Below are 26,107 nucleotides of genomic sequence, written 5' to 3'. Positions count from 1 at the left end.
CTGTCATCAACTTGTCGCTTTCCACGTGCCGATGTTGCTGTTACGAACCACCGGTCTCCTTGTTCAAAGTCCCCCGCTGCCATGTCCCGATCCTTCTCCCTGCGCTCGGCGCAGACGGTTGCCGTTCTCGCCGTCACACAGCTCATCGGTTGGGGTACCAGCTTCGACATGCTGGGCGTCATGGGTCGCGTCATTGCACCCGAGCTCGGCCTGCCGAACGAAATCGTGTTCGGCGGCCTGACGATCATGATGATCGTCAGTGCCCTTGTCGGTCCGACGACGGGCAAATGGCTTGGACGCTATGGCGCTCAACGCATTCTCGCCGCGGCTTCGGTCACGTTCACCGTCGGCCTGCTGCTTCTGGCGACGGCGACCGGTCCCATTGTCTACGCGCTTGCCTAGGTCGCGATCGGCGCCGGCGGCGCCCTCGGCCTCTCGGCGCCCGCCTACACCGCCGTCGTCGAGCGTGAGGGACCGAACAGCAAGCGGATGATCGCGATCCTGATGCTGTTCACCGGCCTGTCGAGCGCTATCTTCTGGCCCATTCTCAACTCCCTCAACGAAGCCGTCGACTGGCGGATGACCTTCCTGATCTGCGCGGCGCTGCAGCTTTGCATATGCCTGCCGCTTCATCTTTTCGCGCTGCCAAAGCCGGTTGCCAACCATATGGAAGGCACCGCCGCACATATCTCGCCCGTAGCGCTTTCACGCACGGCGCAACGCAAGGCGTTTCTGCTGATCGCCGCAGCGACGACGATCTCGACCTTCATCACCTTCGGCGTATCGCCGTCGCTACTCGAAATCTTCCGTCAGTCGGGCGCCTCGCCGGCACTGGCACTGCAGCTCGGTTCGGCGCGCGGCATTATCGGCATCTCCGCACGCTTCATGGACATGCTGCTCGGGAAACGCGGCAACCCCATCCTCAGCGCGGCGATGGGCGTCAGCCTGATGGTCGCAAGCTTCCTGCTGATGATCGTCATGCCGCCATCGACACCGTTGCTTGTGACCTTCATCCTGCTCTACGGCTTCGGTTCCGGCGTCATGACCGTGGCCCGCGCCCTCCTGCCGCTGGCGCTCTTCTCGCCACACGAATATGGGCTGCAATCAGCCCGCCTGTCGCTGCCGCAGAACCTTGCCAACGCTGTTGCGCCGGTCGTCTTCACCGCCACTCTGGATCGCGCCGGCAGCGGGGTGGCGATCGCGATCTGCGCAGTTTTGGCCATCGTGTCGCTCGGTTTCATCCTGGCGCTGATGTTTATGGTGCGGGGGGCCGGGGAGCCTGTTCCGTCACTGCCCTGAACCGCATTTCCGCGACGTGCAATTTCGCCTTCGGCTCGCGGCGCGTCCGGGTCAAGCGATGCCGCAGGGCAACGAGATGCGCGCTGGCCAAGTCGAGCGGCGCATCGTGCAGCAGCGCGAAGACACAAGCGGCAATATCCTGCGTTCGCATTCGGCCATTTGCATCCGACCAGATTTCGAGCGTCAGCAGATGTTCTTCGCCTGCCTCCGTCGAAGTCGAATAGTCGTTGCTCACCAGATCGCCGATCACGATCGACGGCAGTTTCCGGCCGGACACAAGCCGGTCGCGGATAGCGTCCGCGCCAACCAGGGCTGTGAGTTGGGCGTCGCCGGTCAGCCGGGCATGGACTGCTGCCAGTAGTTCATTTGCGGCGCTCATCGCGGCCCTCCCTGTTCGGGTCCTTCGGCTTCAGATCGCTCGCCAGTTTTGCCAGTGCGGCAATCAGCGCCGGCAGCGTGATGGTCGACAATACGGTCATTGCCGGTCCTCCTCGCAAAGACAGACGAGGTATCGGCCTGTCTCATCAGGATCGTGCCAGGAACGGATCACGAAAATCCGCGCGCCCTTGCGCAGCCGCATGCCGGGCTGGATATCGCTGCGGAAACGCATCCAGACACGATGCGTGAGGGTGCCGACATCGGCGCTGGCCTGTTCTTCCCGACGAATGCCAAGCGGCTCGATGCGAGCCCAAAGCGAGGCTACGACGGCATAGGCGATCATGGCGCCGCCCTGCCCGTCTGCCGTTTCGTCTGGTATTTCCAGTTCCAGCCGCGCGGTCATCTGGCCGGGATCAAAGAAAACCGAACGCATCATAGCCTCCGCATCAGAAACGGCGCGATCAGCCGGTCATACCCGGGCGGGACGTCCGCCGGCTGATCCTCGACAGATACGGCTCCGCGAAAGGCGAACATCCGGGCGATGTGCATCAACATCGCTCGCTTCAGCGCATCGGGAACGTCGACACCGCTCTCGCCGAAACCGGCGATGAAATCGATCTCGATGCCGTTGATTGGCCGTGCCGCGTTCGGCCCAAGCTTCAGCACGAGGCGTGCCGGGCGGGCGGTGCCGTCGAGGATGTGACCCGTAAGCGGCACAGCCAGCTCTTCGCCGGACACATCGTAAAGGGTCAGGCTTTCAACGGCTTGCACCGGTCCCCTGAGTATTTGAATCACGCCATCTTCGGGTGCTGAATCAAGATAGAGCCGCCATGTCTGGGCTATCAGACACAGACCCGTGGTGCGCTCCAGATGATCCCGCGAGACGCGGATCAGCGATGCAAGGAGCGCGTCTTCGAGGCCGTCGTCGAGCCGCAGGTGGGCTTTCACGTCGGCAAGCGTCAGTGCCTCCACCGCGGGCGGAGTAACGGGTGCGTAGGTCATAAGGGTTCCTGGTTCCATCAAGGCGGGCTTGTCGTCCGGCGCATGATCCGCGAGCTTCTCCTCCCTGTCGGGGAGAAGAAACCGGCGGCCGGAGCACCGCGTACTTCGACGTTCGATCAGCTGACGGCAAACCTGATGAGCTTGATCGCCTCGAAGTTCTGCACCCCGCCGCCGACGCGTTTGGTGGTGTAAAACAGCACGTAGGGCTTGGCCGAATAGGGATCGCGGAGCACCCGTACGCCGGTGCGGTCAACCACGAGATAACCTGCCCGGAAATCGCCGAAGGCGATCGGCAAGGCATTGGCCGCGATATCCGGCATGTCCTCGGCCTCGACCACGGGAAAACCGATCAGCGATGCCGCCTCGCCCGCCGTTGCCGGCGGCTGCCAGAGGTAACGGCCATCGCCGTCCTTCAGCTTGCGTACCTCTGCCTGCGTCTTGCGGTTCATCACGAAGTTGGCATTCTGCCGGTGGCCCGCCTTCAGCGCATAGATCGTATCGATCAACGTGTCGGAGGCCCCGGTCGTCTTGAAGGCACCGGCCGCACCAGTTGCGATATAGCCGAGATTGCCCCAGCTCCAGGCACTATCGGCCACCGCCGTATAGGTGAGGAACCCTTTTGGCTTGTTGGTGCCGTCGCCACCGACGAAGGCCGTGCCTTCCTGCTCGGCAAAAACGGTGTCGACCTCGCCCGAAATCCAGGCCTCGATATCGACCGCCGCATCGTCAAGCAACGCCTGGGTCGCCGCCGGCATGGCGTAGAGTTCCATGGTCGGGAAGGACAACTCGGCCAGCTGGGCGCTGCTGGTCTGCGGCCGCGCCGCGGTTTCCGCCACCCAACCGGCGGCCATGCCCGCAGTGGAGAAGGGCTTCTTCAGCACGGAGCCGGACACCTGCCGTACCGTTGCCAGCGCGCGGATCGGCGAAACCACCGATAGGCGGCGCCCGATCTCGGTATCCGTCTCTTCAGGCACAAGGTAGCCGCCATCGGAACCCGACCCCGCCGACATCGCCTTTGCCTCGATCTCGCGCAGCCCGGCTTCGTCACCCCGGCGGATATACTGCTCGAAGGCCGCCTTGTGCTCGGTCGCCTCGGCGCCGGAGGCAGCGGCACGCCCGAGCGGCGGCCGGGCCTTCTTCAATGCAAGCTGGTCGAGCACCCTCTTCTGCTCGTCCATGGCGCGGTTGATACGGTCCATCTTGTCACGTGTGACGACGTCGGAGGTCAGCTTCTCCTCGATTTCGCCGAGCCTGCGGTCGTTGGTTTCCTTGAATGCCTCGAAGGCTTCCATGAACTCGTCGAATGCGGCGGTCATCTCCGGGGCCGCCTTGATCTCGGGCGCGGTCTTGGCGGCAGTCTGCTTGTCGGTCATGGGGTCATCCTATTTGAAGGTTTCGGTCAGCATCATCCGCGCGGCCCGGCGCATGGCGCGGACAAGCTCGGTCTCCTTGTCGCGGAACCACCGCGCATTCTTGATGTTCTGCACGCGGGCCGACGGCAGCATCGGAAAGGTCACGACGGATATTTCCCAAAGATCGGCCTCGAGGATGCGGCGTACGCCCGATTTCCCATCGGTCCGCGCCCGCACGGTACGAAACCCGATCGAGAGCCCATCGAGCGCACCGTTCTTCAACAACTGGTGGACCTCGCGGGCACGGCTGACGCCATCGGCCAGAACGCCCTCGACATAGAGCCCGCGGCTGTCCTCGCGGATTGTCTTCCATGCGCCGATCGGTTCGGCCGGCTCGTGCTGGAAGAGCATCCGCACCCCGCCTGCCCCGCGCTCGGCGAGCGACTTGCGGAAGGCACCGCGCTCGATGGCGTCCTTGCCGAGGTCGACCTCGCCGAAGACGCTGGCATAGCCGGAAAAGGTGCCGTCGCGGCTCAGCCCGCGCAGCTCCAGATTGGCGAACTTGCGCGTATCCGCGCCGATGGGGGATCGCGCCAGCGCGCGGCTTGCGGTCATCATCATGCTCCTCGTTGTCGAAATGCCGTGTCGCCTCAGCGGTTGCGAGCGCCGTAGCGCCCGGCGATGCGCGAGAGAATGCCGAGACCCCACCAGGCGCAGAGGCTCGATGCCGCCGAACCCGACAGCATCACCTCCGACGCCGAGAGCCGATCGACAAGCTCCAGTCGCTCGGCGATCCAGATGCCCGTCGGCCCACCGAAGATGGTGCCGCAGGCAAGACCGGTGAAGAAGCGGCTCGCCGCCTCGCGCCGGCTTTTCGGAAAAAGATAGACAAGCGACACGGCAGGCCCGCCGACGCGCCCAGCGCTCTGGTCGCCCAGAGCCCGGCATCATTGGAAAAATCAGCCATCTTGAGGTCTCTCGTTTGGATCCGGTTCGTCTGCTTCAGCGAATCTTTTCAATCGGTTGCACGAATATCTTCGCAGGCAGAGTCCGGAGGTTCAGATGCCGCATCAGCCTGATGGCGCGACATCGGAACGCGTCAATCTGGCGGTATCTCGTAAAAGTTCGCGCAGCGGCTGCTCAATACCCCACCGCCTGCCGCTTTTCCTCGTCCGTCAGGAAGGTAGCGCTGCCGACGCGCATCCAGAGTTGATCACGCTCGGATGCTAGCCCCGCGACCCTGTCGAGATCCGGCTCCAGCCGCAGCCCGTCACCGTAGATGCCTGCAGCCCAGGCGGAGAGCGAGGCGGCGGTGCGCGTCAGCATCGGCAGCACGGTCAGGCGATAGAATGCGCGATTGGCTTCCTGATAGTTTGCGTAGGTGTTGTCACCGGGAATGCCGAGCAGCATCGGCGGCACGCCGAATGCGAGCGCGATGTCGCGGGCAGCGCCGTTGCGAGCCTCGACGAAATCCATGTCCCGGGGCGATAGCCCCATCGACTTCCAGTCGAGCCCGCCTTCGAGCAGCAGCGGCCGGCCGGCGCGCATCGGGCCGGAATACCCCTCGTCCAGCTCCAGCTTCAGCCGTTCGTATTGATCGGGCGAGAGGTTACCGCCCTCCTTCGGCTGGTAGACCAGCGCGCCGGAAGGACGCGCCGAATTGTCGAGCAGCGCCTTGTTCCAGGTGGCCGCCGCATTGGAGAGATCGAGCGCCACCTGTGCGGCGGCCAGCGGCGGAAAGCCCAGATGATCATCGAGCGGATGAAACAGCTTCAGGTGCAGTAGCCCGAGCCCGTCAGTCTCCAAGGGGAAGCGGCGCACCGAGCCGCCAGCGCGGTAGTCATAGGCCTCCGGCCAGCCGTCGCGCCCTTCGACGATGCTGATCCGGTCAGGCCTGAGCAGATGAAGCTCCCGCAACTGCCCGCCGATGGCGAGCGGCTCGACATAGGCGTTGCCGGACAGCAGCAGATGACCATAGAGCGCTTCGAAAAAATCGGGCCCGCCCATCCGCCCGTTCGGCTGCCTTAGCAGCGCCAGCAGCGGATGATCCGGACGCTCGCGATCGCCTTCATAGAGCAGTATCGGCACGGAAGCGGTCGTTTCCGAGACCAGCCGGACACAACGATGTGCCACCGGATTGCGCATGAAGCCTTCGCGTGAAAGTGCTGCATAGGAGCGGCCGGTCCAGCTTGCCCGGCCTTCGGCCGCGAGCGACATGAAGCCGGAAGCAGCTTTTCTTTCGGACATGGGCTTGCGGGCCGCCATGGAAGCCCACGGCAGAAACGATCGGAATTTCATGGTTGTTTTCCTAAAATTCGGCGAGGTTCAGAATCTGCCAGCCATCTCGCCGCCACGATGATGGAGGCCTGCGCCTGAAGCCGTGCGTTTGACAGGCGCAATGCGCTTGCGTCAAAGTGGTTGTGCTTCACTGGCTTCGTCCCGGCAAGTCAACATCGTGCCACTCGCAAGCGACGCACTATGAGCCTGCCAACCAAGGTCAGTGCACTGCGTGAAGCACTCTTGGTGGAGATAGCAGTATGGCAGGCCAGATCGCAGGAAGGCCGGAGCCGAGCAAGGCGACCTGGCGGTTCAAGCTCGGCGTCTTGTTGATATGTCTGGTCGGAGCCGCATGGCTACTGGTGCCGATCCTGGCATGGATGCAGGCGTCTGCCGCTACCATCGCGACGGCGACGGGAATCATCTTCATCTGGAACAAGGCGGTTATCCTTCTGGCCGTCGCGGTGATGGGGAAGCCCGGTTTCCAGCAGCTCAAGACCACGATATTCGGAGCCTTTCGCTTTCCCCCGGAAAGCGCCGTCAGCCCCGCACGGTACAATTTCGGGCTGGTCATGTTCGTCCTTCCGCTCGTGACTGCGGTGCTTGAGCCCTACATCGACGCGGCGTGGCCCGGCCTTCGTCCGCAGCTTTTGCAGCTCCAGGTGCTTGGCGACTTGATATTCCTGGCCAGTTTCATCGTTCTTGGCGGACATTTCTGGGACAAGTTCCGGGCACTATTTGTCCGCACCGCACGCGTTTCCGATGCCGTCGACGATTTTTCCGCGCGTGCGAACTGAACACCCGCCGGGCCAGACTCTCGTCCGTCACTAGACTGCAGCCGGCAACTACCGCAGCGGCTGCTTCACCGCCGTATCGCTCTCGTAATCTGCCGCCATCCGCATTTCGCGGATCGGCCGCACGAGATCGATGGATCGCCGGTAGTCCGGGTGTGCCTTGTAGGCGGCAAGCGCCGCCTCGTCGTCGAATTCACCGTAGACAACAAGATCGACATCGGTGCCCAGCTGGTCAGTCTTGACGTTCGTCCCGATCTCCAGCAGGCGCGCATGCGGGATTGCCGTCAGGATGGACAGGCCGGCACGGACCTTTTCCAGATTTTCGGCCGGCGCCGTGAAGAAAACGATATGGCGGATCACGCGGAACTCCTGAGATACTCTCTAGCCGATGATCCGCGCGATACCACGGTCAAGCCAGGCCTTCAACCGCGCAACCCACCCCACCGGTCGCTCGTGGCGGATCGCCGCAAGGAAGGTCTTGCCGTAGCCGGCCAGTTTCTCGGCGCGGTCGGTGCCGTTGACGATCCGCCGCGCATTCACCCAGTCGTCCGTCGTTTCGTTCAGGTGGTCGGCGAGCTTGTGGTTGGTGAAGCTGCCGTCGACCATGCCTTCGATCAGGATCGAGACCGCCGTGTCCATCTCCATTGCCCGGTCGGGCTCGGCCACCAGATCGACCCCGGTGAGCTTGCTCATCGCCTCGTAATTCCGCTTGTGGGTGAGCTGGACAAGGCCGCGGCCGAGCCAGCTCTTTCCGTCCTCGTCCGGCCGCCAATATGGGGTCTTCACCCAGGAGAGCTTGCCGCCGGCAAAAGCCTTCTCGAGAACGTCGATGGCGCCGCCGTCGGTCAGCGCCAGCGTCTCGCGGACCGGCTGCATCGTGTAGGCGGTTTCGTGGTAGGCGGTCGCCATGATATAGGCGAGCCAGCGCTGATCGGCCTCCGGCAGCCGCGCTTCCCAGAAATCAAGAATCGCCGTCATTCCCTCGACCTGCGGCTGATTAAGCACTCCCTTAAAAAGGGCGTCGCGCACGATATCGAAGAAGAAGGGCCTGTCGATGTGGATAACCATATGCTCCGCCTCTGAAAGTGGTACGGCTCTCGCCACCTCAATCGATTTAAATTAATTCAATCGTTTAAACACCGTAAGCACCTGATTTACAGTTTATTTGGAGCATGCCACTGATTGATTCAGCGTTAAAACCCGGACAACGGAGGCGAGAATGCAGCAGCCCGCCAACAGTAGCCAGCCTACCATTCCCCAGCATGTGATCGATCAACTCGAGAGCGAGTGGCGGCAGGTTCGCCCGGAACGCGAGCCACCGCGTCCGACCTCGCAACAGCCGCAGCGCTGAACCTTCAAACTCCCCTCACCCGCGGTTCTCCATTACCCTCCAGCATCAGCGCCGTGAGCGCCCAGACAAGTGCGTCGAGCCGGTCGGGCGACCGGCCCGACGACAAACCGTCCGGGCCGAAGTCACACATCTGGTCTTCGAGAGCGGCAAAACGGCCTGCATGGGCAACACGCCCCTGCTCGTAGAGTGCCGCGACAGGCTCGGCCCGGAGATATTTACTGCGTGTGGCCCGCACCGTCGAGACCGGCAGGCTCTCGTCGATGCTCTTCAACACCGACACCACCATGTCGCCTCCCTGGTTGATCTCGGCCACCACGCGGTCTGCTGAGAAGCGCCGGTAGGCTCGCGCAACGGCTCCTGCCCAACCGGCCGGGCTGGCGCCTTCGACCGAGCAATCGGCCAGCACCACCGCCCGGCCCGATGCCTCCAGCCCCGCGACGACAATGCCGCAGCATGATTGCAGGCCCGCCGCTGCAGGCGGGTCGACCGCAACGACCACGCGCCTGAGATCTCCGGAGAAGCGGATCGCCGCCGCCTCGAACATCTCGCGCCGCCACAGGGCATCCTCGCGGTCCTCGATCAGCTCGCCGTCCAACTCCTGGCGCCCGAGCCGCGTGCCGCCATAGCGACCGGCAAGCGCATCGATGAAACCCGGCGCCAGATTGTGGGCGTTGGCCAGCGTGCTGATCCGCGTCAGGCGCGTGCCGGGATCGCCGATCAGCGCCTTCAGCAGCGGCAGCGGCCGCGGTGTCGTCGTCACAAGCTGTTGCGGATGGGTGCCGAGGCGCAAGCCGAATTGCAGCATGTCCCACGTCTCCTGCCCATGTTTCCATTTCGCCAGCTCGTCGCACCAGGCAAGGTGAAACTGCGGCCCGCGCAGGCTTTCCGGATCCTCCGACGAGAATATCTGCGCCACCGCGCCATTCGGCCAGACCAGCCTGCGGCGAGAAACCTCGAATTCCGGCCGGCAGCGGCGGGCGATCCGGCAAATTCCGGAAACCCCATCGATCATCACCTCGCGCGCGTCGCCGAGCGTTTCGGCGATCAGCGCGATGCGCAGGCCAGACCGGCGCCCAGCGCTCGCCAGCGCATGAACCCATTCGGCCCCGGCCCGCGTCTTGCCGGAGCCGCGTCCGCCGAGGATCAGCCATGTGCGCCAGTCGCCCGGCGGCGGTTGCTGCTCGGGGCGCCCGGCGAACGTCCACAGGCCGCCAAGCGCACCCCAGAGAGCTCGCTCATCGACAAGACTGACCAACGGATCAGGCGTCGGCACCTTGCCCTCCGAGGAGCCGTCGGCCATTTTAACGGCATCGGCGTGGCCGAGCTGCGGGTCCTGCACACGGACCGGCGCTGGCGCCGCTATAGCGCTGGCGAGCGCCGTGCCCTGCTTCAGGCTAGCACCGATGGCGCCACGCATCGTCTCCCTCTTCGCTGTGAGGGCTGTCATCCCGTGGCCATATTGCGCTACCATCTTGCCCACCAGCCGCGTGAAGGATCGCGACGCCGGCTGGTCAACCTGGACCTTGCGAACGGACAGCAGCGGCGGCAGCGGCGGCACCCGAACCGGGAGGACCGGTAGCCTTCCACTCGGTAGCGAGCTGTTCTGCCCGATATTGCGCCAACTCGTCGATGCGCTCAAGAAATCGCGTCTTCGCATCCTCAAGCCCCATCGCGACATCGTTCTCTTCGGCGGCAAGCTCCCGATCGCGCGCGATCTGCCGCTGCAGCTGATCGACCTTCTCCAGTGTGCGCACGATGAGTGACATGGCATCGGTCGCCGCCTTCAGGTCGGCCCGAGCAAGCTTTCCAGCAGCCTCGTCACCGCTTGCGGACGCAGCCTCAGCCGCCCGGCGCAGCTCGCGAAAGGCGCTGAACTGATCGCGCATCTCCGCCGTCATCTCGTTGAGCAGCACCCGCAACTCCTCGGCGGGTGGCGCCGCTCCCGACTTGGTTTCGAGGAAATAGGCTTCCGCCGCCGCTCGCGCTTCGGCGTCTTCCGTCTCGAGCCGTACAGGATCGCCATAGGCGTGCGTCTGCGGCCAGAAGCCATAAAGCTCCGGCACGAAACTCTCGATATCGTTCATCCGAACCCCTCGGGCAGCGGGGGATGCCCAGCCGCCAGAAACAGAAAAGCCGGGTCAAACGCCCGGCTGCCAACTCGAAAAGCCTTGGCGCCCCACTGTGCCGCGCCCGCAACTTTCCGACTGTGCCATAACCCTACCAAACCACCGTGACGCCGTCAAGGATTATTTTCCTATTTCTTTAAAAGTTTGCAGTCGACCCAGTGTTGCATCGCATTTACGCTATATCTAACCGATTGGAAAATCACTGGTATTTCTCTGCCATCGCTAATTTCAATCATTCCTAAATGAATAACCAGTACACCGATCGCAGGCAAAAGGGCGGTCGAGATGCGGACGATCCAGATCAGGCTTGCGGAGATCATCGAGGCGCTGAGCAAGGCGCTGGACATGACGGAGGGCCAGCCGCCCGGGCACTGCATCCGTGCCTGTTTCATCGGCACGCATATCGGCCGCGAGATCGGCATGCCCGATGCGGCGCTGCAGGAGCTCTACTACACGCTGCTTCTCAAGGATCTCGGCTGCAGCAGCAATGCGGCGCGTATCTGCGAGCTTTATCTGGCCGACGACATTTCATTCAAGCGCGACTTCAAGCTGATCGACGGCAGCCTCAGCCAGGTGCTGGGCTTCGTGCTCGGCCATACCGGTCTGCAGGCCGGCCTCGCCGGGCGTTTCCGCAGCATTCTCAACATCATGCAGAACGGGGGCCAGATCGTCACCGACCTGATCCAGACCCGCTGCCAGCGCGGCGCCGAGATCGCCCGGCAGATGCGTTTCTCCGAGGACGTCGCCGGCGGTGTACTGAACCTCGACGAACACTGGAACGGCGGAGGCCGGCCGCTCGGCATCGTCGGTGAAGCCATTCCGCTGTTCTCGCGTATAGCGCTGCTGTCGCAGGTCGCCGATATCTTCCAGATGAGCGGCGGCCCCGAGGCCGCGATGGCCGAAATCCGCAAGCGGGCCGGCAGCTGGTTCGACCCGGCTCTGACTGCCGCCTTCGCCCGCGCCGCCGCGCGGCCGGCCTTCTGGGAAACGCTTCGCTCGCCCGAGCTGGAGACGGTCGTGCTCGAAAGCGAGCCCGGCCGCCAGGCGATCATGGCCGACGACGACTATCTCGACGACATCGCCGCCGCCTTTGCGCGGGTGATCGACGCCAAGAGCCCCTACACATCGGGCCACAGCGACCGCGTGGCGCTGTTCACCGACCTGATCGCCGAAGAGATGGGCATCGATGCCGAAGGCCGGCGTTTCCTACACCGTGCGGCACTGCTCCACGATATCGGCAAGCTCGGCGTCAGCAACAGCGTGCTCGACAAACCGGGCAAGCTCGACGACGGGGAATGGCTGGCGATGCGACGCCATGCCGAATTCTCCGAAGAGATCCTGTCGCATATCGGCGCCTTTGCCGATGTCGCCCGCATCGGCGGCGCGCACCACGAACGCCTCGACGGCAAGGGTTATCCCCGCGGCCTCACGGCAGACGAGATCCCGATGGAGGTGCGCATCGTCTCCACCGCCGACGTCTTCGACGCACTCACCGCCGACCGGCCGTATCGTGCGGCGATGCCGATCGCCCAGGCGTTCGCGATTCTCTGGGAGGGCGCCGGCGGCGCGCACGATCCGATCTGCATCGAGGCACTGCAACGCGCGCTGCGCAAGACGCCGCTGACGCTAAGCGAGCCCGTTGTCGGGGCAAGCGCGGCTGCTTGAGTTTTTCTGATTGGCCGCAAACCATCGGAATGTGCTAAAATAAGCGGCATGACCCGCGAAGAGCTCGTATCGTTTGCGCTCAGCCTGCCTGAAGCGGTCGAAAGCGCGCATCACGGCACACGTGACTTTCGCGTGCGCAGCAAGATATTTCTGACCATGCCCGATCAAGATTACTGCGTCGTTCGCCTGACGTCGGATCAGCAGCACATGACACTGGCGGTCGCGCCAGACGAGACCGCCGCGGTGCCGGGCGGCTGGGGCCTGCGCGGTTCGACGCGGCTCTTCTACCAGCTTGCCGGCGAGGCGCTGGTCCAGGATCTGGTGCGCAAGTCATGGCAGAATGCGGCGCCGAAAACGCTGCAAAGACAATTCGTTGTCATCCCGTCTCCATAAAGCGATTCAACGATAGCCGGTGGCATCGGCATCCTTGCCCGCCTCCATCACCTCGTCCATGTAGCGCCAGCAATCCGGCCGCGACCCGTCGATGTCGTCGAAGCCGTAAACCTTGGCGAGCCCGCCGCTCGACAAGGACTGACCATTCCAGCGGGCGCGCTGCGGATCGGCGGCGAGCGATGCCACCGCCCGGCCGGTGAAGCGCGGTGTCTCCGAAATGACGAAGTGCGGCTGCACTGCCGTCGCGTCGCGCCAGTTCGCCTCCTGTACCTCATAGATATCCAGCATCATCTCCGAGCGCATCCAACCCGGTGTCAGCGAAACCGCCGTCGCACCGTGCGGCTCCAGGTCCTTCGCATGCGCCCAGGCCATGCGCGTCACGCCTGTCTTGACGAGATCGTAGTAGGCGCAGAGCCGGTAGTGCGTCGCGTTGTAATCCGCGGTGCCGTCGGTCATCTCGACCATCAGTCCGCCCGGCCTTTCGATCATCAGCGCCAGCGCGTAGTGCGCGGTGATCAGATGCGTATCGATCGCAAGCCGCAGCATGTGCAGCCCCTTGTCGAGCCCGTGCTCCCAGACCGGCTTGTTCCACTCGACGAGGTTCTCGCCGCCCCAGATGTCGTTGACGAGAATGTCCAGCCTTCCCTCGTCCCGGCGGATGCGGGCGACAAGGTTCTCGACTTCGTTCGGCACGAGATGATCGACGCGAACGGCAATCCCGCGGCCGCCGGCAACGGTGACCATCTCGGCAGTCTCCTCGATCGTCTCCGGCCGGCCGTATTCCGACTGCTGTGTCCGCGTGGTGCGGCCAGTCACGTAAACCGTCGCGCCGGCAGCACCGAGCTCCACCGCAATCCCGCGTCCCGCGCCGCGCGTCCCGCCTGCTACGAGGGCGATCTTTCCCGACAAATCCATTGTCACCTGGCTTTCCTCCATGCCGGAACCGTACTTGATTATAAACGAACGTTCGTTCATATTTGATGCAAACGCAAGAGGAATTTCATGCCGCGCAACCGCACGCTTTCCGACGAACAGCTCCTCGATATGGTGCTCGGTCTGATCCACGCCGAGGGACCGGACGCCGCGACCTTTGGGGCCGTGGCCAAGGCGAGCGGCCTCTCCGGCTCGACGCTCGTTCAGCGGTTCGGCACCAAGGCAGCGATGCTGCGCGCCGCCCTGCTGCGGGCCTGGGATCGGCTGGACGCGGAAACGGCGCGGCTGGCGCAGTCGGTGCCGAAGACGCACGCCGGGGCCATTGCGCTGCTGACTGGCCTCTCCAGGGACTATGGCGACGATGCGGTATCCTACGCCGATGGATTGCTGTTGCTGAGGGAGGACCTGCGCGATCCGGCGCTGCGTGCCCGCGGGTCCGCCTGGGGCACGACGCTTGCCGACGCGCTCGATCAATGCCTCTCCCCGGAAGGCACCCGGCTCAGCAGGCTGATGCTGTCGCAGTGGCAGGGCTGTCTGCTCTGGTGGGGCTTCGAGCCGGCAGGCTCCATCGAAGACTACGTCCGCGACGAGCTGCGCTGCTTCCTCGAAACCGCAGGAGGCGGAAAGCTTACCTTTTGACACCTTTCGGCGCTTTCGCCCGTGGCCCGTCGCCCACTGTCAGCGGCCACTCGACGACGTGATCCTCGAAGTTCTCAACGTCAACCTCGGTCTCGCTGATCGTCCGACCTCGCGCTGAAATGCCGGCGGCATGGACGGTTTCCGGATCGCCCGAAACAAGCGGATGCCACCAGTAGAGATCCCGCCCCTCGTTGATCAGGCGGTAGCCGCAGGTCGGCGGCAGCCAGGGGATCTCGTCGACATTTTCCTTGGTGAGCTGAACGCAGTCGGGCACGAAGTCCCAGCGGTTTTCATAGCTCGAGCACCGACAGCTCCCATCGTCGAGCAGCTTGCAGCGGATCGAGGTGAAGTAGATGTCGCCGCTGTCCCACTCCTCGATCTTGTTGAGACAACACAGCCCGCAGCCGTCACAGAGGCTTTCCCATTCGGCATTGGTCATCTCGACCAATGTCTTTTCCTTCCAGAAGGGTGCTTCTTCCATCATTCCGTTCTTGCAACAGCCCCGCAAAATCGCGTGAGGGCTTCCCATTTCTCTTGTTCTTCCCAGCCAAATCAACCAATCATTCACGATGCGCAGCTACTGCTGACGCAGTCGGAAGTTTTGCCACAGTCCGGCGTCAGGTTTGTCCGGCGTCGAGCTGACTGATCGGGCGGGAATATAAGACGTGACGGATCCGGACAATCCAGAAAAGCGACCTCCCAGGAAACGCCATCTCCTGCTGAAGATCGATTCGTGGATCGATTCGACCATCTGGAACGCCGGTTTCCGCTCCGCCGAAATCTGGGAAGACATCACCATCTTCTTCCGCCGCTTCCGCGTCCGCGGCTGGAAACGCATCGTTTTCGAACTCGGCGGCGAAGGCCTGACGCTCGGTGCCGTCGGTGCTGTCCTGATGCTGACCCTTGCCCAGCCTGCTTTCGAGGCTACCAAGGAAGATTGGCGCAATCGCGGCGACTATGCCGTTACCTTCCTCGACCGCTACGGCAACGTCGTCGGCCATCGCGGCGTCATTCACCAGAACTCGGTGCCGATCGACGAGTTGCCGGACGCTCTGATCAAGTCCGTCATCGCCACGGAAGACCGGCGCTTCTTCGATCATTTCGGCATCGATTTCATCGGCCTGTTCCGCGCGCTGGTGACCAACGCCCAGGCCGGCGAAGTCGTGCAGGGCGGCTCGACGCTGACGCAGCAGCTTGCCAAGAACCTGTTCCTCTCCAACGAGCGCTCCATCGACCGCAAGATCACCGAAGCTTTCCTTTCGCTCTGGCTCGAGGCCAATCTCTCCAAGAAGGAAATCCTCTCCACCTATCTCGACCGCGCCTATATGGGCGGCGGCACCTTCGGCGCGGCGGCGGCGGCGCAATTCTATTTCGGCAAGAGCATCACCGATGTGAACCTTGCAGAGTCTGCCATGCTGGCCGGCCTGTTCAAGGCACCGGCAAAATACGCGCCGCACGTCAACCTACCGGCCGCCCGCGGCCGCGCCAACGAGGTCCTGACCAATCTGGTGCAGAGCGGGCTGATGACCGAGGGACAGGTTATCGCCGCCCGCCGCAACCCTGCCACCATTGTCGATCGCAATACGGTGGAATCGCCCGACTTCTTCCTCGATTGGGCCTTCGACGAGGTCATGCGCCTATCGCCGCGTTTCCACCAGCATTCGCTGGTGGTGCGCACCACCATCGACATGGGCCTACAGAACGCCGCCGAGGATTCGGTCGAGACCTCGTTGCGAGAGTACGGCGAGAGCTACCACGCCAAGCAGGGCGCCATGGTGATGATCGAAAACGGCGGTGCGGTGCGCGCCATGGTCGGCGGTCGGGACTACGGCGAGAGCCAGTTCAACCGCGCCACCAGGGCGCTGCGCCAGCCGGGATCCTCGTTCAAGGTCTACACCTATTCCGTGGCGATGGAGAGCGGCATGACGCCGGATAGCATCGTGGTGGACGCACCGATCTATTGGGGCAACTGGAGCCCCCACAACTACGAAAACCGCTATGCCGGGCGCGTGACGCTGGCCACCGCCATCGCGCAGTCGATCAATACGATCCCGGTTCGCCTCGCCAAGGAAAAGTTCGGTATTGCGCCGATCCGGGCAATGGCCAAGAATCTCGGCGTCGAGTCACCTGTTCGCAACGACGTGACGATCCCGATCGGAACCTCGGAAGTGACAGTGATGGACCAGGCGACCGCCTATGCCGTTTTTCCGGCAGGCGGCTATCAATCGCGGCGCCATGGCATCAACCAGATCCTCGATTATGGCGGCGACGTTCTCTACGATTTCGACCGTGACGAACCGCCGGCCAAGCGGGTCCTATCCGAAAAGGCGGACGGCTACATGAACCAGATGCTGTCGCGCGTACCCTACGTCGGCACGGCCAGGAAGGCGGCGCTCGACAACGGCATCCTGACCGCGGGCAAGACCGGCACGACCCAGGCTTATCGCGACGCCTGGTTCATAGGCTACACCGGCAACTTCACTACCGCCGTCTGGTTCGGCAACGACGACTATACGTCGACCAACAAGATGACCGGTGGTTCGCTGCCCGCCATGACCTTCAAGCGTGCGATGGATTACGCCCACCAGGGCATCACGCTACGCGAAATTCCCGGCGTGCCGACGCCACCGGCGGACAAGAAGGCAAAGACCGTTGCCGCAAAGCCTGCCGAAGGCGCCCCTCCGCCGCTGGTTCGTCCGCGTATGCTCTCCGTCCAGTCGACACAGATCCTCAAGGACATCGGGCAAGCGCTGAAGGCCGCGCCGCCGCTCGCCGCACAGAAGGTCGCAAGCGCGGATTGATCCGTCGCCAGGCCGGATAGGATGTCTTTGCCGCAACCCGGTCATGCGTCGTGAAACCGTGGGTTTTGCCTCTCCGCCATTCCGCGCCGCCAGAATCAGTGGTAACCCTTTCAACTGATTTATCTCTCAAGGGCGCGCAGTGTTTCGGTTTCCTCTCTTCATCGCGATGACCCTGATTATTGCCTTCGGCGGCGGTATCATGATCTCGTTGTATGCGCTGGATGCGACCGCCGGTTTCGGCGCGATCAAGCTCGGCGCCTGGGAGGCTTTTCCCGAACTGCAAACCGAAGGCGCGGACCCTTATGCGAAATCGCACCGAGCGCGCGCCGGGCGCCTCCTCTATGGAAACGCCGAGGGCCTGATGTTCACCGCCAGGGTCGACGACACCGGCGAACGGCTGAACGCCGCCTGCAACTACCGCATTGTCGGGCAGACGCCTCCCGCCCGCATCTGGACGCTATTCACCGCCGACAACAGCGGCAATCCCGCCTCGTTGCGGGACGGGCTTCCCGGCGCGATGAACTCCTGGACTGTGCTTCGTCAGCCCGACAGCAGCTTTTCGATCGACATTTCCGCCCAGGCACGACCTGGCAACTGGCTGGCGGTACCCGCGGCCGGCACGTTCCAGCTTGTGCTGACCCTCTTCGACACGCCGACGGCCGGCAGTTCCGGCGTCATCGACCTTGCGATGCCGAAGCTCGAAAAGATCGGGTGCGGCAATGCTTAGGATGCTGTTTGCCCTTCTCGCGGGCTTGTTCGGCGCGGCGCTTCTACACCTCGTCATCATTCTGTCGTTGCCGCATTTCACCGGCAAGGATGCAGCGACCCGCGTTGCAGCTGAAGGCGATCTCGACAAATTCTACCTGCTCGGCGCAATCGACGACGCAGCCGGCCTTTCTAACGACGATCCCTATGTGCGAACCGCTGTGTGCTCCTTCGATGTCGAGGAAAATCCAGTGCGCCTCACGGCGAAAGGCAATGTGCCGTTCTGGTCGGTCGCGCTTTACGATGCTGCCTCGAACGAGGTGTTCAGCATGAACGACCGGACATCGGTGGGAGGGGCTCTCGATATTCTGGTCGGCAGCCCGATCCAGTTGACGGAGCTTCGCAAAGCATTGCCGGCCGAGTTGCAGAAGACGATCCTGGTGGAAACGGCGCGACCGGATGGCTATGCGGTCCTAAGGACATTGGCGCCGCAGCCGAGCTTCGACGCCGCGGCGACAAGCTTCCTGGCGGACGCCGGATGCGACGAGTTCGCGGCGGCGCCAAATTGAGCGACGGCCTACTTGTTCTTCACACGCGAAGCGCGGCGGACCGACGGACGCTTCGAGCTCTCCGCTAGCCGCTCGTAACGGACGCCGGTAAAAAGCAGAATCTGCGCCTCGACCGGCTTTCTGTCCTTGTAGCGTTGCGTCCTGGAGAGACGATCTGCCAATGCGACGACTATTGCCATTCTCGTCTCCAATGCACTGCCCGAGACGGATGATGCGCGTGAATCCCACCCTGCCCGCCTTGCGGGCCAGCGCGTCCTTCGGGCTTTAGGCCCCAAGGGCATTCGCGCCTTTCTCACGGCACCTGGTTTGAACCGTGATGTGAACCTTACGATCGAAGCACTCGACCACGCCGTTCTTATCCGAATTGAGACATATGACGGTTAACAGATTGTTAATTCGAGGCCTGCCGTTGGAAGCTACCGCACGACTTCTATTAATGTGCGGCTTCCTAATTTGGTTTCAACGTCTCACACGACGAATTGGCAAACAACACGATATGTAATTTAGCGTTAATTCATGTACTTAACCGCTGGAAGCGGCGACAGCGCGGCAAAATACCGCGGTGTTGCTAATTTACGTCACAAAAATATTAATTGCAGTTCACGCGGATCGCCGTAAAGTTTCGAGGTGAGCCGCGGATGGATCCGCTGGCCAATCGAGAGCGCTGCGCTCTGGCGGTGGGCAAGGAAGGGCATGCGATGTCTTTGTTTATCGGTTCGACATTCTCTCCTGAAGATCTGGATGTACTTCGGGGCGCGCTCGACGCGTGGTGCGAGGAAAGGGAGATCGACATTAAAAGCGATGAAGCACACTTCGCGGCTTCCGCTGTGCTCGATCTTTATCAGTCCGGGCACAATGACGCCGAGAAGCTGCTGATCGCGCTGCGCGGCAGCAAATCGTCCTAGCCGAGGCCCGGACAGCTGTGTCTGATCATGGGGCGCCCTTCCCGGCGTGCCCTGTGCCATTGCGCGGGTCATGGCGCATTTCCGTACAGATTTCACAACGTCTTCAGCAAGCATTAACCCTGCCCGTGTAGGATTTGTTCATAACCCCGTATGAGGTAACGGACCGCTCTGCAGCGCGTCCAGTCCTGCGGCATCCCTTTGTCTTGCGTTTCCAGGGTGTGTTCTTGTGCGTGATCGGTTTCGAGACCTAGAGGCCCCCTCCGCCAGCCGGAAGAAGGACGTGGTTCTCATGGCGACCGTCAGCAGTTTCGAGGGATTGCAGCCACCGACGCGCTCAGAACTGCGCCAGTTCGCCGAGCTGTTTACCCCGCTCTTCCAGGCATCCTCCGACGAAGCGAAGAGGCAGGCCGTCGCTGCGCTGTCCCAGTGCCCGCAGATCCCACAGGCCGTCGCCCTGTTCGTCGGCAGCCAGCCTATTGCGGTCGCGGCGCCATTCCTCACCGCCTCGCCGGCGATCGACGACGATACGCTGATTACGATCGCGCGGACCCAGGGTACGGCCCACATGAAGGCGATCGTCAGCCGCGACGCACTTTCGCCACGGGTCATAGATGCGCTTGTCGGCTTGCGGCAGGCAGAACGGCGATTGGCTGCACTACCGGTGGAGCCCACGGCGGCGGAGAGTATTCCTTCGCCCACCCCGCCGTTGGGGGCATCGGTCGACGCTGGCGATGCGGCCGCGCGCCTTGCCAACGAAGAGGAGATGCGCGACAGGATCCGGGATCTGGCCGGGCGTGCCCCCCGAACCGATGACGACCGGCTGGGCCTCAGGAGCCTCTCGGCTATCCAGGCCGCCCTGCTCGTCCGCTTCGCGCGCACCAGGGACGCGACGTTGTTCGCCACGGCGCTTGCCGACGCGCTTTCCGCCAGCCGCTGGCTTGCCGAACGCATCATGCTCGATATCTCCGGGCAGCAGCTCGCCACGACGCTGACCAGCCTTGGCCTGGCCTTCCCCGATGCCGTATTCGTACTGGAGAAGCTCTATCCGCACCTCGCCGAGCCGCAGCACAGCGTTACGCGGGCCTGGATGGTGCTCGATGCGCTCGATCCCGAAGAGTGCAACGCCCGCGTCGAGGCCTGGCGCCGAGCCGACAACTACACCTACCTGCCGCAGGTTCGTCAGCCGACCGCGGCGCGCGCCAGCGGTCGCGGCCGCTGATCTCTATCTGTTGCCGTGTTTCACAGGGGATTCTGCCGTTCGTCGGCAACAGGAACGATATCGCCCAGGTCATCGGCCTCGAGTTCGATGATCCAGAGGTCCGGATCGAATCGCCGTTCACGATCGAGCATGTCTCGAACCTTGTCCGGCTGCTGGCGGATCAGCCGGGCTTCGAACAGACGGTCACCGCTCGTTTCCTCACTGAACACGCTCTGCGGGGCCGGTCCGAAAACCGTCTCAAGCCCATCGCGAAAATGCTGACGAATGAAAATCGCGCCGGCCTCTTCCGCCCCTTTCCGCTCGACGGCGGCAAAGTCGCCCTTGGCGAAGACGCGGCGCAGGAGTGCTGAAACGAAGATGTCGGTGCGTAATCTCATCGCTCGCATATAGACGGGCACAGGCAGATCGGCAACGCCGTACGCTGCAACGGTCACAATGCGCCGATTTCCTTGAGCTTTTTCAGCACCGCTTCGCTGGGCTCGCCGTTTTCCGGCAAGTTGTAGTGCTTCTGGAAACGGCGGATGGCAATCCGGGTCTGCTCGCCGGCGACGCCATCGACGCCGACATTGGTGTAGGCCATGTTGCTCAACCCCTTCTGGATCTTCAGCACGATGCCAACGTTTGTCAGCTCGGCGGATTGAACCTGCCTTGCGGGTGTAGGAGCCGTCTTGATGGTCGTCTCGGCGCTACGGATGGCCGCCGCGACCGGGTCTTCGGCGGTCGAGTTGATATCCTCGCGCGGCCTTTCAGCCGGAATTGCCGACGGACGCGCCGCGTCCATTCTCAGAGCAGCAAGCACATCCGGCGTCGCATCGCCGCGTTGCGGCATGCCCACGGTTTCCTCGAAGAAAAGGATCGCCGCACTGGTACGCGGACCGATCACGCCGTCCGGAGCGCCATTGTAGAGCCCACGCCGCACAAGCTCCTGCTGGATATCCATGACAAGCTGGCTGGTCTGCGGGGTGCCGGGCGCCGCCGGCGTGGCATTGGTGGTTTGCGCTAGGTCCACCTCGTCCTGCCGCTCGATCTTGAACGTGGTGACGTTGCCGGTGTGCTCTTCGACGATAGGGCGCGGGCCAAGCACGCTCGGAAAAAGGGGATCGCGGGTGCGCAGCAGCGGATGCGGATGAGCGCCCGGCTGATACCATAAGGCATTTGCGGCGACGAAGCTGAAGATGACCAGGAACGCCGCGGTGCCGCCTGCCATACTGGGATTGCGGGCAACGACACCGCCGAGCACGCCTGCGCCCTGCAGGCCCAGTCCGCCTACAACGGTTGCCCCGGTGAGAAGCAGACCCGGCTTCTGCCGACCTCTTCGTCCCCTAGGCGATTTTCGCTTGCTCGCGGCCATCGAAATGCCCCTCTTCCAGGATGCCGACACGACCCGGCACGGTCTTCAGGCGTGGCGGAAACTCGACAAGATCGTTGCGCGCTGCACCCGAAGCCGGAATGCCGGAACCATCGGCTGCAATCGAAATCGTAATGATGGTGCCGGCTCCCGGCGTGCTGGCGATTGCAAAGTCACCTCCATGCAGCGCCACGAGCCCTTTCACCAGCGACAGACCGAGTCCCGTCCCTTCGAATCGACGGCTATAGTCGCTGTGGATCTGGACGAAAGGTTGGCCGAGCATCGCAAGCTTGTCGATCGGGATGCCGATGCCGGTGTCACTGACGCACAGGGTCAGGATGCCGTCCCGCATCGAGGCGTCGATCGAGATCGCGCCGCCGGCATCCGTGAACTTCACGGCATTGCCGACCAGGTTGATCAGGATCTGCTGGATGGCGCGCTGGTCGGCGACGACTTCGTCCAAGCCACGCTGGATGCGGCTCGTCAGCGTCAATCCCTTGGTCTTTGCCTGCAGCGCCAGCATTGCCTCGCAGGAGCGAACGCTGGCTGCGATATCGAAGGGCTCGAGGCACAGCTCGTAGCGACCGGCCTCGATCTTGCTCATGTCCAGCATGGTGTTGACGACGGAGAGCAGGTGCGCGCCTGAATCGCGCACCAGGCCGACATACTCGCGCTGCCGGTCGTTCTCCAGCTTGCCGAAATACTCGCCGAGCAGGATGTCGGAAAAGCCGAGGATCGCGTTGAGCGGGGTGCGCAGCTCGTGGCTCACCGCCGCGAGGAACCGCGACTTGGCGTCATTGGCCGATGCCGCCTCCGCAGCGTGGTTCTCCGCCTCGGTTCGCAACTGCTGTTCCACCGAGACATCACGGAGCTGGGCGACGACGCTGAGGAGTTCACCGTCGTTGTCGCACCGCGCCGTCAGGTCCACACGGAGATGGACGAACTGGCGGCTCTCGCGGGAGACCGCCTGGCGTTCAAGACGCAGATCGACGGATGCACCTTCATCGCCCTGGCGCAGCCGATCGAGCGCCTGGAGGAAGAGAATGCGGTCAGACACGTGCACCTGCTCGAGGAACCCCTTGCCGGCTGGCTCGCGCATCCAGGCGAGATACTCCCGCTTGTCCCGGCCACCAACGGCGGTGACGCCGCCTTGTGCATCGAGGAAGAAGACGAGGCCGGGGCTCGCCTCCATGAAGAAGTCCTCGGCGCCTGGCGTCGCCACATTCGCCACGGTGACGCTCTGGCGCGACAGCGCGATACTTCCGACAGCGGAGAAGAGGAAGGCGGCGCAGACCGTCGCGACGCCGACCGGAAGTGCCAAGGAAGGGCTGGTGACCATCGAAAGAGCGGCAGGAGCCGCAACCAGGGCCGCCGACGATAAGAAGACGAGGCGGCGAAGGATCGACAGTTCACGCTGGCGCACAGCCGCACCGCCGCCCGTCCGGGATAGCCAGCTCTCGGCTGCCCGGTCGACAAGGGCTGCCGCCCGATCTGCGATCTTACTCAATACAAGCACGCAATACCGCCCAAAAAAGGCTCTCTGTTGAACCGAAGAATAGTCTTCCGGCGCTTAAGGAAAGGATAAGGGGAAAGCCGGCTCCACAGCTCAGAATGACGAAAAATCCCGTTTTGGAGCATTCCGAAGCGGCATTGTTTTTTACGGTTAACAGGCGGTAAGCAGCGGATTTCGCTCACATTTCAGCAACGCGTTAACTTTTGTGGCAGCTTCGCCATAAGGTTTGCCTGCAATTACAGGGCGCAGCCACTGGCATGCTTAACGGCGATCGCTGCAATTCGACTGAAATGCGGCGCAAATGCTGTCGATTAAAATTTGAACTAAATTTGCCGCAAATGCCGACGAGTTTCGAAAACCGGCATTTGCAAGTTCTCTCTACAGTGAAAGCACACCGGAGAACCGGACCGATTCGGCATCAAGACCGAACGGTCAAACAGGATGGGCAACGACTATGTGGTTTCTGATCAAAGGAACATTCTGGTTCGGGCTTGTGCTCGTGCTGCTGTCGTTTTTCAGCGGCGAAAGCTCAACAAAGCTTGCGAACGAACCGAACTTGCAGATCTCCGACGCCTTCGTCGCCGCAACCGGCGCCTACGATTATCTGACTGGCATGTGCGGCGAAAAGCCCGAGGTCTGCGTCAAGGGCGCCGAGACCATGTCGGCGCTAGGCCACCGGGCCCGCGACGGCGCACGTGTCGCCTTTGATCTGCTCGACAGCCGGTTCGGTGAGGATACGCCCGCCAACCCGACCACGGCTGCTGCTTCAGTGCCGGCCGCGGCCCTCGCTCCCTCGCAATTCCAGGTACAGGCTGCCGCTCCCGCGCGTGACGAGAAGACCGCCGCACTGAACCAGCCGATGCCTTACCGACCGCCGGTCGATGACGAAGCCTCTTCCGATACGGTGACCACCGGCGCCATTCCGCTGCCGACACCGCGCCCCGCCACCTGAATCCTGCGGGATTTCCCGCTGAGCTTGCACCGGTATCCGCCCGATGCGGATGCCTCTGTGCCTGACGTGCCTGCCCTGTTTATTTTTCAGCTTGTTGCTGCGCCGCGAGGATGCCCATCCTTCGCGGCGTTCTTTTTAACGGTTCAAATCTGGCCATGCTTCACCTATATGAATCGTGATAACGAAAGGCCATTATCCATGACGACGCTCGATCAGATCATCGACGATTTCTCCTTCCTCGATGATTGGGAAGATCGCTATCGCTATGTGATCGAGCTCGGCAAGGCGCTTCCCGACTTGGCTGACGACAAGAAGACAACGGCGAACAAGGTGATGGGTTGCGCCAGTCAGGTGTGGCTGGTCACGCATACCGAGGGCAACCGCGACAACCCGCTGATGACCTTCGAAGGCGATTCCGACGCGCATATCGTGCGTGGGCTCGTGGCCATCGTGCTTGCCACCTATTCCGGCAAGACCGCCTCGGAGATCGTCGCGCTCGATGCCTTTGAGGTGTTTTCCAAGATCGGACTGGTGGAGAATCTTTCCTCGCAACGCTCCAACGGGCTGCGTTCGATGGTCAACCGGATCCGCGAGGAAGCCCGGGTACGCGCTGCGGCCTAACGCGGCGCGGGTCTCCCATGGGGTCATAGCTCCGGCCGATAGCCTTCCATCCCCCAATGCTCCATGCGTGCCCGGTGTGTCGGCGCCGGCGGATTGTAGTGCCGCGACAGCGCCAGCAATGCGGTGCGAAGCATAAGCTTGGCGGAACGGACGGGCCACTGGCGCTCGCGTTCGACGGCTTCGAGCCCCTTCATGAAGCAGCAGACATCGAGCGCCACGCCGGACAGTTCCGGCCCCATCGCATCGACCGCGCGATTGACCGCAAGGCGCGCCGCCGCCGCGCTGTCGGTCAGATCCGCCATGCCGCCCCGAGAACCCTTGGTGACGCTTGAAAGCCGCGGTTCCCATGCGGCGGTGATCCGCGGCTGAAGCTGGCCCCGCGTGAAATCGACCAGCAGCCTCTCGCCGGCGGCGAGAGCGGGCTGCGGCAGGAACGGGCTTCCGCTTTTCTCCTTGAGCCGCGCGAGGCTCGCAAGCGGTGACTCCTCCCTGTTGATCCGCAAACGCCGGGTCGTCCCATCCACATCGGCCAGGACATCATCGAGCGCGCCATGCTGCGCGATAAAGGCCTCCTCGCGCTCAGCAACCGCACGGCGGAGATAGGAGCGGGCAGTCGGGCGAAGGAAGATCCTTCCATTTTCCCGGCCAGCCAGCCCCGAAGATATCGCTTCCGCCAGCAGCGTTTGGGAAACCGCATGACGTGTGCCGTCGGAGAGATGGAGCGAGAGCCCTCCCCCTTCGCAGGATCCGGCTTGCGCCTCGCCGCGCAGTAGGAACCGCATCAGCCGAACCATCGGCTTGCTGTTACTCATGCCCAAGCGCTCCGTTTGTGCGGAAGACGGAATTGACCGTGCGTTCGACTGCGGCAACAAACTCGTCGAAGGCCGGATCATCACGGCGATCCTCGACGACGTGGCAGGCGTGGCCGACCGTCGTGCGGTCGCGACCAAACGCCCTGGCGATCTCAAAGAGCGGAATCTGAAGGGCAACATGGCAGACGTACATAGCGATCTGGCGCACGTGGCAGAGGGTGCGCCGGCGGTCGCGCCGCATCTGGATGCGATGTGCGGCGAGCATGACCATCTCGGTGGTGATCTGCGCGCATATGCGACAAACGACGCGAACAGGCAGAGTCGCCGGAGACGGAACGATACCGGGAGGGTCGCCGTCGGCCTGCACCGACCCGAAAGCAACGGATCCGGCGGCAGCGTCCGGCAGGGAGAGGTTTCCAATTGGCATATGAACACTCCTACAAATAGGAATTA

Annotated in this window: 30 protein-coding genes and 2 pseudogenes; 13 read left to right on the top strand and 19 right to left on the bottom strand. The window is 63.1% G+C overall.

Features of this window, described 5'->3' with window-relative positions; genetic code table 11:
* Positions 1-81: 81 nt before the first annotated feature.
* Positions 82-1,299, top strand: a pseudogene (locus ASC90_RS26725) (MFS transporter).
* Here the strand turns inward: ASC90_RS26725 and ASC90_RS26720 are convergent.
* The 7 genes and pseudogenes from ASC90_RS26720 to ASC90_RS26690 all read right to left on the bottom strand — a co-directional run bounded on the left by ASC90_RS26720 (position 1,256) and on the right by ASC90_RS26690 (position 6,329).
* A complete protein-coding gene (locus ASC90_RS26720; RefSeq protein ID WP_056547547.1) occupies positions 1,256-1,678 on the bottom strand; it encodes a DUF3168 domain-containing protein in 423 nt (140 codons plus the stop codon). The pseudogene ASC90_RS26725 and the gene ASC90_RS26720 sit on opposite strands and share 44 nt — an antisense overlap.
* A 96-nt stretch (positions 1,679-1,774) precedes the next feature.
* Complete coding sequence (locus tag ASC90_RS26715; protein WP_056547543.1) at positions 1,775-2,110, bottom strand: phage head closure protein; 336 nt, start codon at positions 2,108-2,110, stop codon at positions 1,775-1,777.
* On the bottom strand, positions 2,110-2,679 hold the full coding sequence (locus tag ASC90_RS26710; RefSeq protein WP_056547540.1) for a phage head-tail connector protein: 570 nt from the start codon (positions 2,677-2,679) through the stop codon (positions 2,110-2,112). The genes ASC90_RS26715 and ASC90_RS26710 overlap by 1 nt, the downstream gene beginning before the upstream one ends.
* Before the next feature lie 116 nt (positions 2,680-2,795).
* Positions 2,796-4,052, bottom strand: coding sequence for a phage major capsid protein (locus tag ASC90_RS26705; protein ID WP_056547537.1), 1,257 nt, complete (start codon positions 4,050-4,052; stop codon positions 2,796-2,798).
* 9 nt (positions 4,053-4,061) lie between these two features.
* The gene (locus ASC90_RS26700; protein ID WP_244480462.1) at positions 4,062-4,652 is read right to left on the bottom strand and encodes an HK97 family phage prohead protease; all 591 of its coding nucleotides are present in this window, start codon (positions 4,650-4,652) and stop codon (positions 4,062-4,064) included.
* A gap of 29 nt (positions 4,653-4,681) precedes the next feature.
* Positions 4,682-4,998: pseudogene (locus ASC90_RS26695) on the bottom strand (DUF6107 family protein).
* A 173-nt stretch (positions 4,999-5,171) separates the two neighbouring features.
* Positions 5,172-6,329, bottom strand: coding sequence for a phage portal protein (locus tag ASC90_RS26690; RefSeq protein ID WP_056547532.1), 1,158 nt, complete (start codon positions 6,327-6,329; stop codon positions 5,172-5,174).
* A gap of 239 nt (positions 6,330-6,568) precedes the next feature.
* On the opposite strand from ASC90_RS26690, the gene ASC90_RS26685 reads away from it, so the two are divergent.
* The gene (locus ASC90_RS26685) at positions 6,569-7,105 is read left to right on the top strand and encodes a transporter suffix domain-containing protein (protein WP_056547529.1); all 537 of its coding nucleotides are present in this window, start codon (positions 6,569-6,571) and stop codon (positions 7,103-7,105) included.
* A 48-nt stretch (positions 7,106-7,153) separates the two neighbouring features.
* Here the strand turns inward: ASC90_RS26685 and ASC90_RS26680 are convergent, their stop codons facing one another.
* Together ASC90_RS26680 and ASC90_RS26675 are read right to left on the bottom strand one after the other, a co-directional pair.
* On the bottom strand, positions 7,154-7,462 hold the full coding sequence (locus ASC90_RS26680; protein ID WP_056547525.1) for a Dabb family protein: 309 nt from the start codon (positions 7,460-7,462) through the stop codon (positions 7,154-7,156).
* A 21-nt stretch (positions 7,463-7,483) separates the two neighbouring features.
* On the bottom strand, positions 7,484-8,170 hold the full coding sequence (locus ASC90_RS26675) for a glycoside hydrolase family 19 protein (protein ID WP_056547522.1): 687 nt from the start codon (positions 8,168-8,170) through the stop codon (positions 7,484-7,486).
* A 151-nt stretch (positions 8,171-8,321) separates the two neighbouring features.
* Between ASC90_RS26675 and ASC90_RS30325 the strand changes: the two genes are divergently transcribed.
* Positions 8,322-8,453, top strand: coding sequence for a hypothetical protein (locus ASC90_RS30325; protein ID WP_280138343.1), 132 nt, complete (start codon positions 8,322-8,324; stop codon positions 8,451-8,453).
* A gap of 4 nt (positions 8,454-8,457) precedes the next feature.
* Here the strand turns inward: ASC90_RS30325 and ASC90_RS26670 are convergent, their stop codons facing one another.
* Both ASC90_RS26670 and ASC90_RS26665 read right to left on the bottom strand, forming a co-directional pair.
* The gene (locus tag ASC90_RS26670) at positions 8,458-9,900 is read right to left on the bottom strand and encodes a terminase family protein (RefSeq protein ID WP_244480460.1); all 1,443 of its coding nucleotides are present in this window, start codon (positions 9,898-9,900) and stop codon (positions 8,458-8,460) included.
* A gap of 64 nt (positions 9,901-9,964) precedes the next feature.
* Positions 9,965-10,537, bottom strand: coding sequence for a hypothetical protein (locus ASC90_RS26665; protein ID WP_056547519.1), 573 nt, complete (start codon positions 10,535-10,537; stop codon positions 9,965-9,967).
* A gap of 327 nt (positions 10,538-10,864) precedes the next feature.
* Here ASC90_RS26665 and ASC90_RS26660 point away from each other — a divergent pair, with 327 nt between their 5' ends.
* Together ASC90_RS26660 and ASC90_RS26655 are read left to right on the top strand one after the other, a co-directional pair.
* The gene (locus ASC90_RS26660; protein ID WP_056547516.1) at positions 10,865-12,244 is read left to right on the top strand and encodes an HD-GYP domain-containing protein; all 1,380 of its coding nucleotides are present in this window, start codon (positions 10,865-10,867) and stop codon (positions 12,242-12,244) included.
* A gap of 48 nt (positions 12,245-12,292) precedes the next feature.
* Positions 12,293-12,637 (top strand): MmcQ/YjbR family DNA-binding protein, encoded by a 345-nt coding sequence (locus ASC90_RS26655; RefSeq protein ID WP_056547513.1) that lies wholly within the window; start codon positions 12,293-12,295, stop codon positions 12,635-12,637.
* 6 nt (positions 12,638-12,643) lie between these two features.
* On the opposite strand, the gene ASC90_RS26650 is transcribed toward ASC90_RS26655, so the two are convergent.
* Complete coding sequence (locus tag ASC90_RS26650) at positions 12,644-13,558, bottom strand: SDR family oxidoreductase (protein ID WP_056547996.1); 915 nt, start codon at positions 13,556-13,558, stop codon at positions 12,644-12,646.
* An 81-nt stretch (positions 13,559-13,639) separates the two neighbouring features.
* On the opposite strand from ASC90_RS26650, the gene ASC90_RS26645 reads away from it, so the two are divergent.
* Positions 13,640-14,209 (top strand): helix-turn-helix domain-containing protein, encoded by a 570-nt coding sequence (locus tag ASC90_RS26645; protein WP_056547509.1) that lies wholly within the window; start codon positions 13,640-13,642, stop codon positions 14,207-14,209.
* Here the strand turns inward: ASC90_RS26645 and ASC90_RS26640 are convergent.
* Positions 14,199-14,690: a YcgN family cysteine cluster protein gene (locus ASC90_RS26640; RefSeq protein ID WP_056547993.1), complete on the bottom strand. Its 492-nt coding sequence runs from the start codon at positions 14,688-14,690 to the stop codon at positions 14,199-14,201. The genes ASC90_RS26645 and ASC90_RS26640 overlap by 11 nt on opposite strands.
* A gap of 184 nt (positions 14,691-14,874) precedes the next feature.
* Between ASC90_RS26640 and ASC90_RS26635 the strand changes: the two genes are divergently transcribed.
* The 3 genes from ASC90_RS26635 to ASC90_RS26625 all read left to right on the top strand — a co-directional run bounded on the left by ASC90_RS26635 (position 14,875) and on the right by ASC90_RS26625 (position 18,284).
* Entirely contained in the window at positions 14,875-17,010 is a 2,136-nt protein-coding gene (locus ASC90_RS26635; RefSeq protein WP_056547506.1) for a transglycosylase domain-containing protein, read from the top strand.
* A gap of 139 nt (positions 17,011-17,149) precedes the next feature.
* Positions 17,150-17,737, top strand: coding sequence for a DUF1214 domain-containing protein (locus ASC90_RS26630; protein WP_056547504.1), 588 nt, complete (start codon positions 17,150-17,152; stop codon positions 17,735-17,737).
* Positions 17,730-18,284, top strand: a complete 555-nt coding sequence (locus ASC90_RS26625; RefSeq protein ID WP_056547502.1) for a DUF1254 domain-containing protein — start codon at positions 17,730-17,732, stop codon at positions 18,282-18,284. Before ASC90_RS26630 ends, ASC90_RS26625 begins: the two co-directional genes overlap by 8 nt.
* An 8-nt stretch (positions 18,285-18,292) precedes the next feature.
* Here ASC90_RS26625 and ASC90_RS29510 read toward each other — a convergent pair whose 3' ends face one another.
* Complete coding sequence (locus tag ASC90_RS29510) at positions 18,293-18,463, bottom strand: hypothetical protein (RefSeq protein WP_200950953.1); 171 nt, start codon at positions 18,461-18,463, stop codon at positions 18,293-18,295.
* A 519-nt stretch (positions 18,464-18,982) separates the two neighbouring features.
* On the opposite strand from ASC90_RS29510, the gene ASC90_RS26620 reads away from it, so the two are divergent.
* Together ASC90_RS26620 and ASC90_RS26615 are read left to right on the top strand one after the other, a co-directional pair.
* Positions 18,983-19,189: a hypothetical protein gene (locus tag ASC90_RS26620; protein ID WP_056547990.1), complete on the top strand. Its 207-nt coding sequence runs from the start codon at positions 18,983-18,985 to the stop codon at positions 19,187-19,189.
* Positions 19,190-19,415: 226 nt separating this feature from the next.
* Positions 19,416-20,408, top strand: coding sequence for a DUF2336 domain-containing protein (locus ASC90_RS26615; RefSeq protein WP_056547500.1), 993 nt, complete (start codon positions 19,416-19,418; stop codon positions 20,406-20,408).
* A gap of 20 nt (positions 20,409-20,428) precedes the next feature.
* On the opposite strand, the gene ASC90_RS26610 is transcribed toward ASC90_RS26615, so the two are convergent.
* Genes ASC90_RS26610 through ASC90_RS26600 form a run of 3 tightly spaced genes read right to left on the bottom strand, consistent with a single transcriptional unit; the run spans position 20,429 to position 23,263 of the window.
* Positions 20,429-20,785, bottom strand: a complete 357-nt coding sequence (locus ASC90_RS26610; protein WP_056547987.1) for a DUF1491 family protein — start codon at positions 20,783-20,785, stop codon at positions 20,429-20,431.
* Between the two features lie 53 nt (positions 20,786-20,838).
* Entirely contained in the window at positions 20,839-21,759 is a 921-nt protein-coding gene (locus tag ASC90_RS26605) for a peptidoglycan-binding domain-containing protein (protein ID WP_056547499.1), read from the bottom strand.
* On the bottom strand, positions 21,731-23,263 hold the full coding sequence (locus tag ASC90_RS26600) for a HAMP domain-containing sensor histidine kinase (protein WP_082520065.1): 1,533 nt from the start codon (positions 23,261-23,263) through the stop codon (positions 21,731-21,733). Before ASC90_RS26600 ends, ASC90_RS26605 begins: the two co-directional genes overlap by 29 nt.
* A 460-nt stretch (positions 23,264-23,723) precedes the next feature.
* Between ASC90_RS26600 and ASC90_RS26595 the strand changes: the two genes are divergently transcribed.
* Positions 23,724-24,221, top strand: a complete 498-nt coding sequence (locus ASC90_RS26595) for a DUF5330 domain-containing protein (protein WP_056547494.1) — start codon at positions 23,724-23,726, stop codon at positions 24,219-24,221.
* Positions 24,222-24,419: 198 nt separating this feature from the next.
* Positions 24,420-24,842 (top strand): SufE family protein, encoded by a 423-nt coding sequence (locus ASC90_RS26590; protein ID WP_056547491.1) that lies wholly within the window; start codon positions 24,420-24,422, stop codon positions 24,840-24,842.
* A 23-nt stretch (positions 24,843-24,865) separates the two neighbouring features.
* On the opposite strand, the gene ASC90_RS26585 is transcribed toward ASC90_RS26590, so the two are convergent.
* Complete coding sequence (locus ASC90_RS26585; protein WP_056547488.1) at positions 24,866-25,654, bottom strand: DUF6456 domain-containing protein; 789 nt, start codon at positions 25,652-25,654, stop codon at positions 24,866-24,868.
* Positions 25,647-26,081, bottom strand: coding sequence for a helix-turn-helix domain-containing protein (locus ASC90_RS26580; RefSeq protein WP_056547485.1), 435 nt, complete (start codon positions 26,079-26,081; stop codon positions 25,647-25,649). The genes ASC90_RS26585 and ASC90_RS26580 overlap by 8 nt, the downstream gene beginning before the upstream one ends.
* Positions 26,082-26,107: the final 26 nt, after the last annotated feature.

The organism is Rhizobium sp. Root1220 (assembly GCF_001426265.1).
Taxonomy (GTDB): Bacteria; Pseudomonadota; Alphaproteobacteria; order Rhizobiales; family Rhizobiaceae; genus Rhizobium.
Note: the sequence above shows the minus strand (reverse complement) of the source record. Positions and strands in the feature narration are given on the sequence as shown.

Bases quoted from the DNA above. Each gene is read 5' to 3' on its own strand.
- ASC90_RS26715 (WP_056547543.1), bottom strand. From the start codon at position 2,110: ATGCGTTCGGTTTTCTTTGATCCCGGCCAGATGACCGCGCGGCTGGAA.
- ASC90_RS26595 (WP_056547494.1), top strand. From the start codon at position 23,724: ATGTGGTTTCTGATCAAAGGAACATTCTGGTTCGGGCTTGTGCTCGTG.
- ASC90_RS26645 (WP_056547509.1), top strand. From the start codon at position 13,640: ATGCCGCGCAACCGCACGCTTTCCGACGAACAGCTCCTCGATATGGTG.
- ASC90_RS29510 (WP_200950953.1), bottom strand. From the start codon at position 18,463: ATGGCAATAGTCGTCGCATTGGCAGATCGTCTCTCCAGGACGCAACGC.
- ASC90_RS26640 (WP_056547993.1), bottom strand. From the start codon at position 14,690: ATGGAAGAAGCACCCTTCTGGAAGGAAAAGACATTGGTCGAGATGACC.
- ASC90_RS26655 (WP_056547513.1), top strand. From the start codon at position 12,293: ATGACCCGCGAAGAGCTCGTATCGTTTGCGCTCAGCCTGCCTGAAGCG.
- ASC90_RS26625 (WP_056547502.1), top strand. From the start codon at position 17,730: ATGCTTAGGATGCTGTTTGCCCTTCTCGCGGGCTTGTTCGGCGCGGCG.
- ASC90_RS26585 (WP_056547488.1), bottom strand. From the start codon at position 25,654: ATGAGTAACAGCAAGCCGATGGTTCGGCTGATGCGGTTCCTACTGCGC.
- ASC90_RS26670 (WP_244480460.1), bottom strand. From the start codon at position 9,900: ATGACAGCCCTCACAGCGAAGAGGGAGACGATGCGTGGCGCCATCGGT.
- ASC90_RS26690 (WP_056547532.1), bottom strand. From the start codon at position 6,329: ATGAAATTCCGATCGTTTCTGCCGTGGGCTTCCATGGCGGCCCGCAAG.
- ASC90_RS26610 (WP_056547987.1), bottom strand. From the start codon at position 20,785: ATGAGATTACGCACCGACATCTTCGTTTCAGCACTCCTGCGCCGCGTC.
- ASC90_RS26620 (WP_056547990.1), top strand. From the start codon at position 18,983: ATGTCTTTGTTTATCGGTTCGACATTCTCTCCTGAAGATCTGGATGTA.
- ASC90_RS26580 (WP_056547485.1), bottom strand. From the start codon at position 26,081: ATGCCAATTGGAAACCTCTCCCTGCCGGACGCTGCCGCCGGATCCGTT.
- ASC90_RS30325 (WP_280138343.1), top strand. From the start codon at position 8,322: ATGCAGCAGCCCGCCAACAGTAGCCAGCCTACCATTCCCCAGCATGTG.
- ASC90_RS26705 (WP_056547537.1), bottom strand. From the start codon at position 4,052: ATGACCGACAAGCAGACTGCCGCCAAGACCGCGCCCGAGATCAAGGCG.
- ASC90_RS26720 (WP_056547547.1), bottom strand. From the start codon at position 1,678: ATGAGCGCCGCAAATGAACTACTGGCAGCAGTCCATGCCCGGCTGACC.
- ASC90_RS26700 (WP_244480462.1), bottom strand. From the start codon at position 4,652: ATGATGATGACCGCAAGCCGCGCGCTGGCGCGATCCCCCATCGGCGCG.
- ASC90_RS26590 (WP_056547491.1), top strand. From the start codon at position 24,420: ATGACGACGCTCGATCAGATCATCGACGATTTCTCCTTCCTCGATGAT.
- ASC90_RS26665 (WP_056547519.1), bottom strand. From the start codon at position 10,537: ATGAACGATATCGAGAGTTTCGTGCCGGAGCTTTATGGCTTCTGGCCG.
- ASC90_RS26685 (WP_056547529.1), top strand. From the start codon at position 6,569: ATGGCAGGCCAGATCGCAGGAAGGCCGGAGCCGAGCAAGGCGACCTGG.
- ASC90_RS26660 (WP_056547516.1), top strand. From the start codon at position 10,865: ATGCGGACGATCCAGATCAGGCTTGCGGAGATCATCGAGGCGCTGAGC.
- ASC90_RS26605 (WP_056547499.1), bottom strand. From the start codon at position 21,759: ATGGCCGCGAGCAAGCGAAAATCGCCTAGGGGACGAAGAGGTCGGCAG.
- ASC90_RS26675 (WP_056547522.1), bottom strand. From the start codon at position 8,170: ATGGTTATCCACATCGACAGGCCCTTCTTCTTCGATATCGTGCGCGAC.
- ASC90_RS26710 (WP_056547540.1), bottom strand. From the start codon at position 2,679: ATGACCTACGCACCCGTTACTCCGCCCGCGGTGGAGGCACTGACGCTT.